General features: G+C 73.9%; 16 protein-coding genes. 6 read left to right on the top strand and 10 right to left on the bottom strand.

What is annotated here, in order from left to right:
- Window positions 1–90 precede the first annotated feature (90 nt).
- Entirely contained in the window at window positions 91–492 is a 402-nt protein-coding gene (locus ACGF5T_RS19390; RefSeq protein ID WP_063483585.1) for a hypothetical protein, read from the bottom strand.
- Between the two features lie 83 nt (window positions 493–575).
- On the opposite strand from ACGF5T_RS19390, the gene ACGF5T_RS19385 reads away from it, so the two are divergent.
- Together ACGF5T_RS19385 and ACGF5T_RS19380 are read left to right on the top strand one after the other, a co-directional pair.
- Window positions 576–1,349 (top strand): MBL fold metallo-hydrolase, encoded by a 774-nt coding sequence (locus ACGF5T_RS19385; protein WP_356612392.1) that lies wholly within the window; start codon window positions 576–578, stop codon window positions 1,347–1,349.
- Complete coding sequence (locus tag ACGF5T_RS19380; protein ID WP_356612394.1) at window positions 1,346–1,969, top strand: VTT domain-containing protein; 624 nt, start codon at window positions 1,346–1,348, stop codon at window positions 1,967–1,969. The genes ACGF5T_RS19385 and ACGF5T_RS19380 overlap by 4 nt, the downstream gene beginning before the upstream one ends.
- A 31-nt stretch (window positions 1,970–2,000) precedes the next feature.
- On the opposite strand, the gene ACGF5T_RS19375 is transcribed toward ACGF5T_RS19380, so the two are convergent.
- From ACGF5T_RS19375 to ACGF5T_RS19360, 4 genes are all read right to left on the bottom strand, one after another.
- Complete coding sequence (locus tag ACGF5T_RS19375; protein WP_361009878.1) at window positions 2,001–3,062, bottom strand: MBL fold metallo-hydrolase; 1,062 nt, start codon at window positions 3,060–3,062, stop codon at window positions 2,001–2,003.
- Window positions 3,059–4,384, bottom strand: a complete 1,326-nt coding sequence (locus tag ACGF5T_RS19370; RefSeq protein WP_366766313.1) for an aminotransferase class I/II-fold pyridoxal phosphate-dependent enzyme — start codon at window positions 4,382–4,384, stop codon at window positions 3,059–3,061. Before ACGF5T_RS19370 ends, ACGF5T_RS19375 begins: the two co-directional genes overlap by 4 nt.
- A 196-nt stretch (window positions 4,385–4,580) precedes the next feature.
- The gene (locus ACGF5T_RS19365; RefSeq protein WP_366766314.1) at window positions 4,581–5,552 is read right to left on the bottom strand and encodes a hypothetical protein; all 972 of its coding nucleotides are present in this window, start codon (window positions 5,550–5,552) and stop codon (window positions 4,581–4,583) included.
- 241 nt (window positions 5,553–5,793) lie between these two features.
- Window positions 5,794–6,588: an RNA polymerase sigma factor SigF gene (locus ACGF5T_RS19360; protein ID WP_361009869.1), complete on the bottom strand. Its 795-nt coding sequence runs from the start codon at window positions 6,586–6,588 to the stop codon at window positions 5,794–5,796.
- Between the two features lie 359 nt (window positions 6,589–6,947).
- Between ACGF5T_RS19360 and ACGF5T_RS19355 the strand changes: the two genes are divergently transcribed.
- Window positions 6,948–8,741, top strand: a complete 1,794-nt coding sequence (locus tag ACGF5T_RS19355) for a thiamine pyrophosphate-requiring protein (protein ID WP_356612401.1) — start codon at window positions 6,948–6,950, stop codon at window positions 8,739–8,741.
- 15 nt (window positions 8,742–8,756) lie between these two features.
- Here ACGF5T_RS19355 and ACGF5T_RS19350 read toward each other — a convergent pair whose 3' ends face one another.
- The 4 genes from ACGF5T_RS19350 to ACGF5T_RS19335 form a co-directional block, all read right to left on the bottom strand.
- Complete coding sequence (locus ACGF5T_RS19350; protein ID WP_356612402.1) at window positions 8,757–9,173, bottom strand: VOC family protein; 417 nt, start codon at window positions 9,171–9,173, stop codon at window positions 8,757–8,759.
- Window positions 9,174–9,178: 5 nt separating this feature from the next.
- Entirely contained in the window at window positions 9,179–9,607 is a 429-nt protein-coding gene (locus tag ACGF5T_RS19345; RefSeq protein WP_356612404.1) for a helix-turn-helix transcriptional regulator, read from the bottom strand.
- A 61-nt stretch (window positions 9,608–9,668) separates the two neighbouring features.
- On the bottom strand, window positions 9,669–12,059 hold the full coding sequence (locus tag ACGF5T_RS19340) for an excinuclease ABC subunit UvrA (protein ID WP_366766315.1): 2,391 nt from the start codon (window positions 12,057–12,059) through the stop codon (window positions 9,669–9,671).
- A 67-nt stretch (window positions 12,060–12,126) separates the two neighbouring features.
- Window positions 12,127–12,273: a hypothetical protein gene (locus ACGF5T_RS19335; RefSeq protein WP_366766316.1), complete on the bottom strand. Its 147-nt coding sequence runs from the start codon at window positions 12,271–12,273 to the stop codon at window positions 12,127–12,129.
- A 209-nt stretch (window positions 12,274–12,482) separates the two neighbouring features.
- Here ACGF5T_RS19335 and ACGF5T_RS19330 point away from each other — a divergent pair, with 209 nt between their 5' ends.
- The 3 genes from ACGF5T_RS19330 to ACGF5T_RS19320 all read left to right on the top strand — a co-directional run bounded on the left by ACGF5T_RS19330 (window position 12,483) and on the right by ACGF5T_RS19320 (window position 13,825).
- A complete protein-coding gene (locus ACGF5T_RS19330; protein ID WP_356612410.1) occupies window positions 12,483–12,890 on the top strand; it encodes a DUF2795 domain-containing protein in 408 nt (135 codons plus the stop codon).
- A 22-nt stretch (window positions 12,891–12,912) separates the two neighbouring features.
- Window positions 12,913–13,149 carry a CBS domain-containing protein gene (locus ACGF5T_RS19325; RefSeq protein ID WP_361009862.1) on the top strand — a complete coding sequence of 79 codons (237 nt, stop codon included), beginning with the start codon at window positions 12,913–12,915 and terminating at the stop codon, window positions 13,147–13,149.
- Between the two features lie 133 nt (window positions 13,150–13,282).
- Window positions 13,283–13,825: a type 1 glutamine amidotransferase domain-containing protein gene (locus tag ACGF5T_RS19320; protein ID WP_356612413.1), complete on the top strand. Its 543-nt coding sequence runs from the start codon at window positions 13,283–13,285 to the stop codon at window positions 13,823–13,825.
- Window positions 13,826–13,885: 60 nt separating this feature from the next.
- Here ACGF5T_RS19320 and ACGF5T_RS19315 read toward each other — a convergent pair whose 3' ends face one another.
- Entirely contained in the window at window positions 13,886–14,164 is a 279-nt protein-coding gene (locus ACGF5T_RS19315) for a DUF6158 family protein (protein ID WP_356612414.1), read from the bottom strand.
- Between the last annotated feature and the right edge of the window lie 35 nt (window positions 14,165–14,199).

Below are 14,199 nucleotides of genomic sequence, written 5' to 3'. Positions count from 1 at the left end.
CCGTTCTCGGCGCGGGCCTGCCCCACCCTGTCACAACGGTCCGGAGCGCCCGTTTGTCCCCCCGGGTCCGGTTCACACCCCCCGACGGGGTCAGCGGCCGTCGTACCCGGCCGTCGGCATGGACAGCCTCCGGTGGACGCACGCCTTCATCCGGGCGTCGTAGGACGGTTCGGCGTGGCCGGCCGTCTCGACGCGGGCCCCGCGCCGCGCGCACTCCGCGGTGAACTCCTCCACGGACGACAGGGCGCTCTCCAGCACCCGCCGGCTGGGCGCGACGAACAGGTCGTGCCCGGGACGGACGCCGTCCCACAGTGCGTCGTGGTCCGGCCTCAGGCCGCGCACCAGCAGCTCCCTGGCGACGACGTAGCCGTGCTCCGCGGCCCAGCGGGCACACATGGCGTGCTGGCTGCGGGAATCGACCAGGAAGGGGTCGTCGTCCAACTGCTCCAGCGGCGTCAGACTCGCGATCGCCGTCACCCGCACCAGACCCATGGCGTCCCCCTCACCTCCCGTTTTCGCCGCCGACCCTACTCCTGGACGTAGGCTTCGGGGAGTCGCGCGAAGGAGGCAATGAGGTGCCGGTGGAGCTCACGTGGTGGGGTCATGCCACCTGCACGGTCGAGGACTCGGACATACGTGTACTCACCGACCCCCTGTTCGCCCGTCGGCTCGCGCACCTGCGCCGCCGCCGGGGCGCGGTGCCGCCGCCGGAGGCCTGGCGCGCGGACGTGGCGCTGGTGTCCCATCTGCACGCCGACCACCTGCACGTGCCCTCGCTGGCGCGGCTCGCCCCGGGCACGCGCCTGCTCGTGCCCCGGGGCGCACGCCGGTCGGTGCCGGCGCTGCGCCGGCTCACGCATCTGGAACCGACGGAGGTGGCGCCCGGCGACGAGGTCCCGGTCGGCGACCTGCGGATCCGGGTGGTGCCGGCCCGGCACGACGGGCGGCGGCTGCCGATCGGACGGCAGCGCTCCCCCGCTCTCGGCTACGTCGTCGAGGGCGAGGCCCGGACGTACTTCGCCGGGGACACCGGTCTGTTCGACGCCATGGAGAAGGAGGTCGGGCCGGTCGACGCGGCCCTGCTGCCGGTGGGCGGCTGGGGGCCGAACCTCGGTCCGGAGCACCTGGACCCGGGGCGGGCGGCCGAGGCACTGGCCCGGCTCGCGCCGCGCACGGCGGTGCCGGTGCACTACGGCACGTACTGGCCGATCGGGATGAACGCGGTGCGCCCCCACGAATTCCACACGCCGGGCGACGAGTTCGTGCGCCTGTCGGCGCTGCGTGCGCCGGGGGTGGCCGTGCACCGGCTGGGGCATGGCGAGAGCGTGCGGGTGGAGGTCGCGCGGTGAGCTGGCTGGACGCGGCGGTGAGCATACCGACCGAGCCGACGCAGCAGGCGTTCGGCTATCCGTCGCTGTTCCTGCTGGTGCTGATCGGCGCGCTGGTGCCGGTGGTGCCGACGGGCGCGCTGGTCAGTTCGGCGGCCGTGGTGGCGACCCACCAGACGCTGCCGTACTCGATGCTGATGGTGTTCGTCACGGCCTCGCTGGCCGCGTTCTGCGGGGACATGGCGCTGTACTGGCTGGGGCGGCGCGGGGTCGGTTCGAAGAACGGCTCGCGCTGGCTGGAGGCCATCCGCTCCCGGGCTCCCGAGGACCGGCTGGAGCAGGCGCAGGAGAAGCTCGCCGACCACGACGTGGCGGTGCTGGTGCTGTCCCGGCTGGTCCCGGCGGGGCGGATACCGGTGATGCTGGCCTGTCTGCTGGCCGAGTGGCCGTTGCGCCGGTTCGCCCACGGCAACCTGCCCGCCTGTCTGGCCTGGGCGGTGACGTACCAGCTGATCGGGATCCTGAGCGGCGCGCTGTTCGACCAGCCCTGGGAGGGGGTGGCCGCCGCGATCGCGCTGACCGTGCTGCTCAGCGTGGCGCCGAGCCTGTGGCGGCGGCTGCGGGGGCCGGCGAAGGCGTGAGCAGGGGACGGTGTTGCTCCCCCGCCCGTGGTCACTCCAGCACGCGGGAGCCGCCGACCGGCAGGTCCCACAGGTGCTCCCGGGGCAGGCCCGCGCGCTGCCAGGCGGCACGGACCCGGGTCAGCGGCTCCAGTACCGGCTCGGCGGACAGGACGAAGGTGCCCCAGTGCATGGGGGCCATCCGCCGGGCGCCGACGTCCTGCGCGGCCCGCACCGCCTCCTCCGGGTCGCAGTGCACGTCGCTGAGCCACCAGCGGGGGTCGTAGGCGCCGATGGGGAGCAGCGCGAGGTCGATCCCGGGGTAGCGGCGGCCGATGCGGGCGAACCAGTGGCCGTACCCGGTGTCACCGGCGAAGTACACGCGCCGGCCGTCGGGGCCGGTGAGGACCCAGCCGCCCCACAGCGTGCGGCAGGTGTCGGTGAGGCTGCGCTTGGACCAGTGGTGGGCCGGTACGAAGTCGAAGCGCACGCCGTCCAGTTCGGCCGCCTCCCACCAGTCCAGCTCGGTGACGCGGGTGAAGCGGCGGCGGTGGAACCAGCGGCCGAGCCCGGCCGGCACGAAGACCGGTGTGTCCCGGGGCAGTCGGCGCAGCGTCGGGGCGTCCAGGTGGTCGTAGTGGTTGTGGCTGATGACGACGGCGTCCACGCGGGGCAGGGCGCTCCAGGGAACGCCCACCGGAGTGACCCGGGCCGGGGTGCCGAGGATGCGGCGGGACCAGACCGGGTCGGTGAGCACGGTGAGCCCGCCGATGTTCACCACCCAGCTCGCGTGCCCCGCCCAGGTGACGGCGACGGTACCGGCGTCGACGCGGGGCGGCCGGCCGGGTGCGTACGGCAGCCGGGGGATGTCGGCGAGCCCATCGGGGCCGGGTCTCACCTTGCCCTCGCGGGCGAATCTCGCGAAGGCCTTCAGGTCGGGCAGGGGTGTGGTCAGCCGGTCGTGGAAGGTCCGCGGCCACACCCGGTGCTCGGCCAGTGGCCGCGGTTCCGCGAGCGGGGGGTCCGAGGGCGGCGAGGCGGGCGTGGCCGGCGGCGCGCCGGGGTCCTTGACCGACGTGGAGGTGCTCGTGGTCGACCGGGGCTGCTGCGTCATCGAGGAGGCTCCCATCGCTGAGCGTCGCGGAGATCGTCGAAGACCGACTTCAGACCGATCAGGGCGCGTTGCACGTGTGGCAGTTCCAACGGGTCGGGGACGGTGGGGCGTTCTGTGCGCTGCTCATCAGTACCACCGTCGGCCAGAGGACCGGTGGAGAGCCGGACGCGCAGGGCCTGGAGGTCGTCGCCGAAGCGGTGCCCGCCCGGCGCGGGCATGCCGAGGCGGGCGGTGAGGAAGTCCTCCAGTTCCTGGGCGTCGCCGACGCCCCGGGCGGCGAGGGCGTCGCGCAGCGGGCCGAGGTCGGCGTACAGGTGGCGGCCGGCCTGCGGGGGCCGTGCGGTGGCGCCCGCGGCGACGACCGCGGTGTGCACGGCGGCGGCCAGGCGCGCGTGCAGGCGCACCGCGGCCGACCGGCGGGCGGTGACCGGCTCGGGTTCGGCGAGGGCGTACCCGGCGACGGCGGCGACGGGCGCGGCGACGCGGGCGCCGAGCGCGGTGAGCACGTCCAGCACGCGGGCGTGCAGGCCGTCTCCGGCGGCGGACGCGGGGAAGCGGGCGACCGCGGCCGGCCAGCCCGGCGGCAGCAGCGCGCCGGCCAGGTCGGTGACGACGGTGACCCGTTCGGGCAGCATCTCGGCGGGGCTGAGCAGCACGGTGGCGTGCGGGTCGTGCAGGGTGTCGCGCCAGGTCTCGTCGCTGACCAGGTGCAGCCCCTCGGCGGCGGCGGCCTCGACGGTCTCGTGCAGCAGTTCGGGCGGCGCGACGGTGCCGGTGGGGTCGTCGGCGACGGACAGCACGAGCAGACGCGGGACACCGCCTTCGGCGCGGACCCGCCGTACGGTCTCCAGCAGGGCGTAGGGATCGGGGACGCCGCCCGACTCGGCCGGGGTCGGGACGTGGAAGACGGGTCGGCCCAGGAGCCGTGCGTACGGCGCCCACCAGGCCGCGCAGGGGCGGGGCACCAGGACGTCGCCGCCGAGCACGGCGGTCAGCGCGAGCAGCAGCGCGTTGGCCCCCGGGGCGGCGGCCACGTGGCCGGGGTCGGTGGGCAGGCCGCGCCGGTCCCAGTAGCCGCTCGCGGCGGACAGGAGGGCGGGGGCCCCGCCGGCCGGTTCCTCGCCGCCCCGGCCGGCCGCGGCGGCGAGCACGGCGGACAGCTCGGGCAGCACCGGCAGGCCGTCGCCGGGGAGGTGCGGACCGTAGCGGACGGGGCCGTGTCCTTCCGGTACGCGGCGCGCGGGGGCGTGGCTCCGGGGGTCCTGCCGTGCGGGGGCGCGGCCCTCTCCGCCGTCCCGCCCCCGGGGGTCCGTGCGCCGCATGCGTGCCTCCGCGCAGTCCGTCGTGCCGTGTCCTGTCGCCGCCCGGCCGGGTGCCCTTCTTCCCAGGTCTTGATCGGTCCTCGTCGGTCGTTGCTGAACGTACCCATCGGGACGCGGTGCCATGACCGTGGTTCCGGTGGCGTCGGTCCCCGGCGGACCGGGGCGAGGCGGGTCGGTGCGGCCCGGTGCGGCCCGGTCAGTGCCGTTCCAGGTCCCCGCGCAGCCGGAGCCGCAGCCGGTGCGCGGCCGCGGCGCCCGCGCCCGCGATCAGGACGCCGCCGGCGGCCAGGGCGGGCACCGAGTCGGTGAAGGTGCCGCCCGTGCCGGCCCTTACCCCGTGCTCGGCCGACGGACCGGCGCAGGGCTCCTGCGACGCGGGAGCCCGGCCGTGCGGCACGGCGGGCTCGGGACAGGGCTGCTCGGGGGCGCCCTCCTTCCCCGGCTCCGGCACGGTCATCGTCGCGCTCCAGGGGTCGCCGCCCTCGCCGCCGGACCCCTCCGGGCAGGCGCCGTCGACGGTCCACGCGTCCTCGGTGTCCTCGGTGTCCTCGGTGTCCTCAGGGGCGTCCGGAATGAGCGGGGCGTCGGGGGCGTCCGGGACTCCCCCGGTGTCCTCGGCGCCTTCGGTGCCCTCGGCGGCCTCGGCGGCCAGGGCGTCTTCGGTGACCTCGGTGTCCTCGGTGTCCTTCACGGCGGTTATGCGCGCGGTGCCGCGGTAGGCGGCCCCGGACGTCGTCCCCGCGGTGCCCTCTACCTTGCGCAGGGCGACGGTGCCCTCGTCGAAGGCCGGTGAGGTGGCGTCCAGGGTCGCGGGTGCGGGCCCGCCGGTGGGAGCGCAGGAGACGGAGACGGTGACGGTGCCACCCGGGACGGCTCGGGCCGGACTGACCTCGGCGACCGGTCCGCCGGAGGCCGCGGAGGGCAGGGAGCGAGCGCCGGGTGCGTCGGGCGGGGACGGCGCGGCGGGGGCGGAAGGTGCGGCGGGGTCGCCGGGTGCGGGGGGCGCGTCAGGAGGCGCGGGCACGCCGGGTGCGGTGGGCGGGGTGGGAGCACCGGGTTCGGCGGGCGGAAGGGGCGCACCGGGTTCGGCCGAGACGGGCCCGGTGAAGACGCCGAGGGCGGCACCGGCCAGGACGGCGGCGGACAGGGCGCGGGCGGTGCGGCGCATGGGGGCGGGCTCCTTCGAGCGACGGCTGCGGGGGCACGGCGCTCGCGCCCCTGCGGCCATCACAGCCCGCCCGGCACCACCGCGCGCGCCGCCGTGCGCCGTTCGCGGGAACGAGGGGCCCGAGCGGGTGAACGCCGTGTTTCGCGCCCCCGGCCGCCGCTCAGGTTTCCGCGCCCGGTCCCCGCGGCCCGCCGACGGACTCCGGCCCACCGGCCCGTTCGGCCACCCCGCTCCCGTCGGCTCAGGCCGTCCGGTCGTGCAGGACCTGCTCCCGTACCCGGTTGCAGCAGCGGCTGATCAGCCGGGAGACGTGCATCTGGGAGATGCCGAGTTCCTCGGCGATGCGGCTCTGGGTCATGTCGTCGAAGAAGCGCATGTAGAGGATGGCGCGTTCCCGCTCGGGCAGGGCGGCCAGGCGTTTCCTGACGGCCTCGCGGTCGACGACCGTGTCCAGGGCCGGGTCGGGGCCACCCAGCGCGTCGCCCAGCGAGTAGCCGTCCTCGCTGCCGGGCAGCTCCGCGTCCAGCGACAGGGCGGTGAAGCTCTCCAGGGCCTCCAGCCCCACCCGGACGTCCTCCTCGCTCAGGTCGGCGTGCTCGGCGATCTCGGTGACGGTGGGCCGGCGGCCCGAGACGGTCCGGGAGAGGTCCTGGCCGGCGAAGCGCACGCGGTTGCGCAGGTCCTGGACCCGGCGCGGCACGTGCAGGGTCCACATGTGGTCGCGGAAGTGGCGCTTGATCTCACCGGTGATCGTCGGCACGGCGTAGCTCTCGAAGGCGTTGCCGCGCTCGGGGTCGTACCGGTCGACGGCCTTGACCAGGCCGAGGGACGCGACCTGGCGCAGGTCCTCGTAGCTCTCGCCGCGGCTGCGGAAGCGTCCCGCGAGCCGTTCGGCCATGGGCAGCCAGGCCTCGACGATCCGCTCGCGGACCGTGTCGCGTTCCGGGCCCTCGGGGAGGGCGGCGAGCCGGCGGAAGGCGTCGGCGGTGTCGGGGGCGTCGTCGTGCGGGTGCTTCACGCTGGCGTGGATGGGCATGTGCGTCGCAACTCCCTCGGAGCGCGGGGTCCCGTCGTCGCGCCGGGCGGGTGGCCGGTCGAAGCGGCCGGTGCGCGGGGCACCGAGGGCTCGTCGACACCTCCGCGCCCGGTCGGACGGCACCGGCCCGACGGCGTGACCCTGGGGTCGGGCGGTCACCGCGGGAGAGCGTCCTGCACCCGGACGGCCGTCCGGGGCGGCGGGGCGCCGCTCCCACGGACGTGCCTCCTGTCCGAAGCACTGACCCTGCGCCTGCCCCCCGGTCCCCCTGCCAAACCACCCGGTGTTTTCCGGCGTCCTTCGGGGACACCCGGACGGGTGCCGTCGTCCGTCCCCCACCGGTCCGGGAGGTCCGCTACATGAGCACCAAGGTGTCCGACCACGTCCTGCAGCGCCTGCGCGAGTGGGGTGTCGAGCAGGTCTTCGGCTACCCGGGCGACGGGATCAACGGGCTGCTGGCCGCCTGGGGCCGCGCCGAGAACCAGCCGCGGTTCGTGCAGTCCCGGCACGAGGAGATGTCCGCGTTCCAGGCGGTCGGCTACGCCAAGTTCAGCGGCCGGCTGGGGGTGTGCGCCGCGACCTCGGGACCGGGTGCGATCCATCTGCTCAACGGGCTGTACGACGCCAAGCTCGACCACGTCCCGGTGCTGGCGATCGTCGGGCAGACCCACCGGACCGCGATGGGCGGCTCCTACCAGCAGGAGGTGGACCTGCACACGCTGTTCAAGGACGTCGCCTCGGAGTTCGTGGAGACGGTGACGGTCCCGGAGCAGCTGCCGAACGTGCTGGACCGGGCGATCCGCACGGCGTACGCGCGCCGCTGTCCGACGGCCGTCATCATCCCCGGCGACGTGCAGGAGCTGGACTACTCGCCGCCCACGCACGAGTTCAAGATGGTGCCCTCCAGCCTGGACCGCGGCTCCTGGACGGCGGTCCCCGACGACGAGTCGGTGCGGCGGGCGGCGGAGGTGCTCAACGCCGGTGACAAGGTGGCGATCCTCGTCGGCCAGGGCGCGGCCGGGGCGCGGGAGCAGGTGGAGCGGCTCGCCGAGAGTCTGGGCGCCGGGGTGGCCAAGGCGCTGCTCGGCAAGGACGTCCTCAGCGACGAACTGCCCTACGTCACCGGGTCGATCGGCCTGCTCGGCACGCGCCCCTCGTACGAGCTGATGCGGGACTGCGACACCCTGCTGACCATCGGGTCCTCCTTCCCGTACTCGCAGTTCCTGCCGGAGTACGGGAAGGCGCGGGGTGTGCAGATCGACATCGACCCGCACATGATCGGGATGCGCTACCCGAACGAGGTGAACCTGGTCGGCGACGCGAAGGCCACGCTGGAGCGGTTGATCCCGCTGATCGAGGGCGGTCGGGGCCGCGAGTGGTACGACACGGTGTGCGACAACGTGACACGGTGGCGCGACGTCATGCGGCGCCGGGCGGGTCTGGAGGCGGACCCGGTCAACCCGGAGTACGTGGCCGCCGCCCTCGACCCGCTGCTGCCCGACGACGCGATCGTCACCTGCGACTCGGGCTCCACGGCGAACTGGTACGCCCGGCACCTGACGATGCGGCCCGGCATGCGCGGTTCGCTCTCCGGCACGCTGGCCACCATGGGCTGCGGGGTGCCGTACGCGATCGGCGCGAAGTTCGCCCACCCGGACCGGCCGGTGATCGCCCTGGTCGGGGACGGGGCGATGCAGATGAACGGGCTGGCGGAGCTGATCACGGCGGCGAAGTACCGCGACCTGTGGCCGGACCCGCGGCTGGTCGTGGCAGTCTGGAACAACCGGGACCTCAACCAGGTCACCTGGGAGATGCGGGCCATGGGAGGCGCGCCGTCCTTCCTGCCCTCGCAGGCGCTGCCGGACGTGCGCTACGCCGACTTCGCCCGCTCGCTGGGGCTGACCGGCATCCGCGTGGAGAAGCCGGAGGACGTGGAGGCGGCCTGGCGGGCGGGGCTGGCGGCGGACGGGCCGGCGGTGCTGGAGTTCCTCACCGACCCGGCCGTGCCCCCGGTGCCGCCGCACGCCACCTGGGAGCAGATGGAGTCGACGGCCGCCGCGATCCTCAAGGGCGACGCGGACCGGGGGTCGATGGTCAAGCAGGGGTTCAAGGCGAAGGTGCAGGAGTTCCTGCCGAGCGCGGGGCGGGAGTGACCGGGCAGGGGGCGGTCACCGCTCGCGCGGCCGGCTGAAGCGGAGCATGTTGCCGGCCGGGTCGCGGAAGGCGCAGTCGCGGACGCCGTAGGGCTGGTCCACGGGCTCCTGGAGCACCTCGGCGCCCGCGGCCCGGATGCGTTCGAAGGTCGCGTCGACGTCGTCGGTGGTGAAGATGACGCCGCGCAGCATGCCCTTGGCGAGCAGTTCGGCCACGGCCTCCCTGTCGGCGGCCGAGGCGTTGGGGTCGGCGAGCGGGGGTTCGAGGACGATGTCCACGTCGGGCTGGGCCGGCGAGCCGACGGTCACCCAGCGCATCCCCTCGAACCCGACGTCGTTGCGCACCTCCAGTCCGAGCACGTCCCGGTAGAAGGCGAGCGCCTTGTCGTGGTCGTCGACGGCGATGAAGCACTGCGAGAGGTTGATGTCCATGCGCTTCACGCTACGGGCGGCCCGGCGGGCCTCGCTTCTCCGTTCCTGACCGGTCGCGAGTAGATCTTGGCCACGCAGGCGGGGACGGCGGCGCCGTCGGAGTGGTCGCGGGCCCGGTAGGCGCTCGGGCTCTCGCCGACCAGTTCGGTGAACCGGGAGCTGAAGGACCCGAGCGAGGTACAGCCGACCTCGAAGCAGACCTCGGTCACGCTCAGGTCGCCGCGTCGCAGCAGCGCCTTGGCCCGCTCGATGCGGCGGGTCATCAGGTAGCTGTAGGGCGTCTCGCCGTAGGCGGCGCGGAAGCTGCGGGAGAAGTGGCCCGCCGACATGAGGGCCACGCGCGCCAGGGCCGGCACGTCGAGCGGCTTCGCGTACTCGCGATCCATCAGGTCACGGGCCCGGCGCAGCCTGGCCAGGTCCTCCAGCGTCGTCACCCCACCACGATCCCACAGCGCCGGACCCCACGGGCCCGGCGCTGTGGGTCGGGTCGGGACGTCAGGCGCCGACGTAGGCCGCGAGGTGCTCGCCGGTGAGGGTGGAGCGGTCGGCGACGAGGTCGGCGGGGGTGCCCTCGAAGACGATCCGGCCGCCGTCGTGGCCGGCGCCGGGGCCGAGGTCGATGATCCAGTCGGCGTGGGCCATGACCGCCTGGTGGTGCTCGATGACGATGACGGACTTGCCCGAGTCGACGAGCCGGTCGAGCAGCCCGAGGAGTTGTTCGACGTCGGCGAGGTGCAGTCCGGTGGTGGGTTCGTCCAGGACGTAGACACCGCCCTTGTCGCCCATGTGCGTGGCGAGCTTCAGCCGCTGCCGCTCGCCGCCGGAGAGTGTGGTGAGCGGCTGGCCGAGGGTGAGGTAGCCGAGCCCGACGTCGGCGAGCCGCTCCAGGATCCTGTGCGCGGCCGGGGTGCGGGCCTCGCCGGCGCCGAAGAACTCCTCGGCCTGGTCCACCGACATCGCCAGCACCTCGCTGATGTCCCGGCCGCCGAACCGGTACTCCAGCACCGCGGGCTGGAACCGCTTGCCCTCGCAGTCCTCACAGGGTGTGGAGACGCCGGCCATCATCGCCAGGTCGGTGTAGATGACGCCGGCGCCGTTGCAGGTGGGGCAGGCGCCCTCGGAGTTGGCGCTGAACAGGGCCGGCTTGACGCCGTTGGCCTTGGCGAAGGCCTTGCGGATCGGTTCGAGCGATCCGGTGTACGTCGCCGGGTTGCTGCGCCGCGAGCCCTTGATGGGGCTCTGGTCGACCGACACGACGTCCGCGCCGGCCGGGACCGAGCCGTGGATCAGGGAGCTCTTGCCGGAGCCCGCCACACCGGTGACCACGCAGAGCACGCCGAGCGGGACGTCGACGTCGACGCCCTGGAGGTTGTGCCGGGTGGCGTCGCGGATCTCCAGGGCGCCGGTGGGCTCGCGGACGGTCTCCTTGAGGGAGGACCGGTCGTCGAGGTGGCGGCCGGTGACGGTGCCGGCGGCCCGCAGCTCCTCGACGGTGCCCTCGAAGCAGACGGTGCCGCCCGCGGTGCCGGCGCCGGGGCCGAGGTCGACGACGTGGTCGGCGATCGCGATGGCCTCCGGCTTGTGCTCGACGACGAGGACCGTGTTGCCCTTGTCCCGCAGCCGCAGGAGCAGGTCGTTCATCCGCTGGATGTCGTGCGGGTGCAGGCCGATGGTGGGCTCGTCGAAGACGTACGTGGTGTCGGTGAGCGAGGACCCCAGGTGGCGGATCATCTTGACGCGCTGGGCCTCTCCGCCCGACAGCGTGCCGGCCGGCCGCTCCAGCGAGAGGTAGCCGAGGCCGATCTCCACGAAGGAGTCGAGGGTGTCGCGCAGCGCGGTGAGCAGCGGCGCCACCGACGGCTCGTCGAGTCCGCGGACCCATGCGGCGAGGTCCCGGATCTCCATCGCACAGGCGTCGGCGATGGAGATCTTCCCGATCCGCGACGACCGGGCGCCCTCGCTGAGCCGGGTGCCGTCGCACTCGGGGCAGGTCGTGAAGGTGACGGCCCGCTCGACGAACGCCCGGACGTGCGGCTGCATCGCCTCCTTGTCCTTGGACAGGAACGACTTCTGGATCTTCGGGATCAGGCCCTCGTAGGTGAGGTTGACGCCGTTGACCTTGACCTTGACCGGCTCGCCGTGGAGGAAGTCCCGTAGTTCCTGCTCGGAGTACTCGCGGATCGGCTTGTCGGGGTCGACGAAGCCGGACTGGGCGTAGACCTGGACGGTCCACTGGCTCTCGGACTTCCAGCCGGGGATGGTGAAGGCGCCCTCGGCCAGCGACTTGGAGTCGTCGTAGAGCTGGCTGAGGTCGATGTCGGAGACTGTGCCGCGCCCCTCGCAGTGCGTGCACATGCCGCCGGTGCGCTCGTAGGTGGCCTTGGTCGCCTTCTTGTTGCCCCGTTCGACGGTGATCGCGCCGCTCGCCCGGACGGAGGCGGTGTTGAAGGAGTAGGCGCTGGGCGGGCCGATGTGCGGATCGCCGAGCCGGCTGAAGAGGATGCGCAGCATCGCGTTGACGTCGGTGGCGGTGCCGACCGTGGAACGGGGGTCGGCGCCCATCCGCTGCTGGTCCACGATGATCGCGGTCGTGAGGCCGTCGAGGACGTCGACCTCGGGCCGGGCCAGGGTCGGCATGAAACCCTGTACGAAGGCGCTGTAGGTCTCGTTGATCAGCCGCTGCGACTCGGCGGCGATCGTGTTGAACACCAGGGAGCTCTTGCCCGAGCCGGAGACGCCCGTGAAGACCGTCAGCCGCCGTTTGGGGATCTCGATGCTGACGTCCTTGAGGTTGTTCTCTCGGGCGCCGTGCACGCGGATCAGGTCGTGGCTGTCCGCGACATGCGGTGCGGCCTGCCGCGTGTCCGTTCTTCTGGCGCTGCTCATCGGGTCTCCTCCGTCGGCGGGTCGGCAGTGACACGCTAGACGGGGCGCGGTGGCTCCCGCTTCTCGATTACTGATCGGCCGGCCCGGCCGCGGCCGGCTCGGTGTCCTGGGGCGGCGGGGCGGTGCCCGGGAGCAGCAGTTCCTCGTAACGGCCCAGGCCCGGGACCACGCCGAGCATGAGGACCGGGACGAAGACAGCGAGCAGCACCGCCATGGTCCGTCCTTCCCGAGAGGGGGTGGGCGTGGGGGGTGGTGCGCGGGCCGGGTTCCCCGCCCCACCGGGCGAACCCGGGGTGCGCGAGCAGGCACGCACCGTGTCGGCGGGAGGTGGGGCCGCATCGGACCCGACCCGTCCGGACGAATCCGTGTCGGCCCGCGGTGTCCGGGTACGCGGTCGGCACCCCGAAGGATCTGGAGGGAGACATGCAGCGAGGCAGCGACCGGATGAGCGTCCACCGCGACGACGAGATGAAGCACGAACTCCAGGGTCTGCTCAGGTCCGGGCACTCCACCCGCACCGAGGAGTGGAACGACCCGGAACCGGCTGCCGAGGACGACCCGGACGTCATGTACGGGCCGGTGACACCGGGCCGCGGACCGACGTACCTGGAGGCCCTGCGGCTCGAACTGGCCCGGAACCTGACCCGGGGCACCTTCCCCGCGGGCCCTCGGGAACTGGGCCGGGCCCTGCGCCGAGGCCATGCGCCGGACGCCCTCGTCGAGGGTCTGGAACGGTTGCCGCACAAGGCGCGCTACGACAACGTGCAGGAACTGGCGATGGCCCTGACCGACGACGGCGGGTCCGGGTCCACCGGCACCCGGGGCGCCTAGCGCCGAAAGGGGCGGGCCTCGCATGGCCGAGTACGTGAAGGACGTCATGACCCCGGGTGTGGCCGCCGTCCGCCCGGACTCCTCCCTCGTCGAGGCGGCGCAGCTCGTGCGCACGCAGAACATCGGTCATGTGGCGGTCGTGGAGGACGGGCTGCCGGTGGGCACGGTCACCCTCGGCGATCTCGCCGAGGCCCGGGCTCCCGCCTCGGCCCTGGCCGACATCAGCCGGGCGGCACCGGACGAGCGGTCCGGCGGCTGAGACGGCGCAGGACGACCGCGGGGCCCCGACGGGACACCCATGGACACACGGCCGGACCACACACACGGCCGAACGACACAGGTGCTGCGGGCGGCGACACCGGCCGGAGCACCCGGAAAGGAATCCCAACCTCATGCGTATCGCATTTCTGACCGCGCCCGAGGGCGTGGAACAGGTCGAGCTGACCGAGCCGTGGCAGGCGGCGAAGGACGCGGGTCACGAGCCCGTGCTCGTCTCCACGCAGTCCGGTGAGGTCCAGGGCTTCGACCACCTCGACAAGGCGGACACGTTCCCGGTGGACGAGGTGGTGGGCGACACGTCCGCCGACTCCTTCGGCGGGCTGGTCCTGCCCGGCGGGGTGGCCAATCCGGACTTCCTGCGGATGGACGAGAAGGCGGTGGCGTTCGTCGGGGACTTCTTCCGGCAGGGCCGGCCGGTGGCCGCCATCTGCCACGCGCCGTGGACGCTCGTCGAGGCGGACGTCGTACGCGGCCGGGTGCTGACCTCCTGGCCGAGTCTGCGGACCGACCTCACCAACGCGGGCGCCACCTGGGTCGACGAACAGGTGAAGGTCTGCGACCACGGCGACAACGTGCTGATCACCAGCCGCAAGCCGGACGACCTCAAGGCGTTCTGCGAGACGTTCCTCGCGGAGTTCGCCAAGGCCGGCGGCTGACGGGCGGCGGACGGACGGACCGGGTCCGCCCGGGCCGCGGGGAGGCCACCGGGCCGGCGCTCAGACGCCGGGCGTGGTGGCCTCCCCGCAGCCGCGTTCGCGGGCGCCCTCGCGGGTGCGGCCCGCGGCCACCGGGCGCCGGGGGTTGCGGCGCAGCCACTCGCCCTCCAGCTGGGCCATGCGGTCGTTGTGGGCCCGCAGCGCGTCGTTCGACCCGTGCAGCAGGGTGTCGTGGCGTGTGCGGTGGATGGTCTCCAGTTCCTTCATGAGCTGCTGGTCGTTCAGACGGCCCGGGTCCACACCGGTCGCGGTGGCCTCACGCGTGTCGTGTTCGTTCATGCGGTCCGGGTACCCGCCCCCGAGCACTACCACCC

This window comes from Streptomyces sp. NPDC047853 (assembly GCF_043204535.1).
Lineage (GTDB): Bacteria > Actinomycetota > Actinomycetes > Streptomycetales > Streptomycetaceae > Streptomyces.
Note: the sequence above shows the minus strand (reverse complement) of the source record. Positions and strands in the feature narration are given on the sequence as shown.

Bases quoted from the DNA above. Each gene is read 5' to 3' on its own strand.
- ACGF5T_RS19315 (WP_356612414.1), bottom strand. From the start codon at position 14,164: ATGAACGAACACGACACGCGTGAGGCCACCGCGACCGGTGTGGACCCG.
- ACGF5T_RS19325 (WP_361009862.1), top strand. From the start codon at position 12,913: ATGGCCGAGTACGTGAAGGACGTCATGACCCCGGGTGTGGCCGCCGTC.
- ACGF5T_RS19390 (WP_063483585.1), bottom strand. From the start codon at position 492: ATGGGTCTGGTGCGGGTGACGGCGATCGCGAGTCTGACGCCGCTGGAG.
- ACGF5T_RS19335 (WP_366766316.1), bottom strand. From the start codon at position 12,273: ATGGCGGTGCTGCTCGCTGTCTTCGTCCCGGTCCTCATGCTCGGCGTG.
- ACGF5T_RS19355 (WP_356612401.1), top strand. From the start codon at position 6,948: ATGAGCACCAAGGTGTCCGACCACGTCCTGCAGCGCCTGCGCGAGTGG.
- ACGF5T_RS19360 (WP_361009869.1), bottom strand. From the start codon at position 6,588: ATGCCCATCCACGCCAGCGTGAAGCACCCGCACGACGACGCCCCCGAC.
- ACGF5T_RS19370 (WP_366766313.1), bottom strand. From the start codon at position 4,384: ATGCGGCGCACGGACCCCCGGGGGCGGGACGGCGGAGAGGGCCGCGCC.
- ACGF5T_RS19330 (WP_356612410.1), top strand. From the start codon at position 12,483: ATGCAGCGAGGCAGCGACCGGATGAGCGTCCACCGCGACGACGAGATG.
- ACGF5T_RS19350 (WP_356612402.1), bottom strand. From the start codon at position 9,173: ATGGACATCAACCTCTCGCAGTGCTTCATCGCCGTCGACGACCACGAC.
- ACGF5T_RS19340 (WP_366766315.1), bottom strand. From the start codon at position 12,059: ATGAGCAGCGCCAGAAGAACGGACACGCGGCAGGCCGCACCGCATGTC.
- ACGF5T_RS19375 (WP_361009878.1), bottom strand. From the start codon at position 3,062: ATGACGCAGCAGCCCCGGTCGACCACGAGCACCTCCACGTCGGTCAAG.
- ACGF5T_RS19320 (WP_356612413.1), top strand. From the start codon at position 13,283: ATGCGTATCGCATTTCTGACCGCGCCCGAGGGCGTGGAACAGGTCGAG.
- ACGF5T_RS19365 (WP_366766314.1), bottom strand. From the start codon at position 5,552: ATGCGCCGCACCGCCCGCGCCCTGTCCGCCGCCGTCCTGGCCGGTGCC.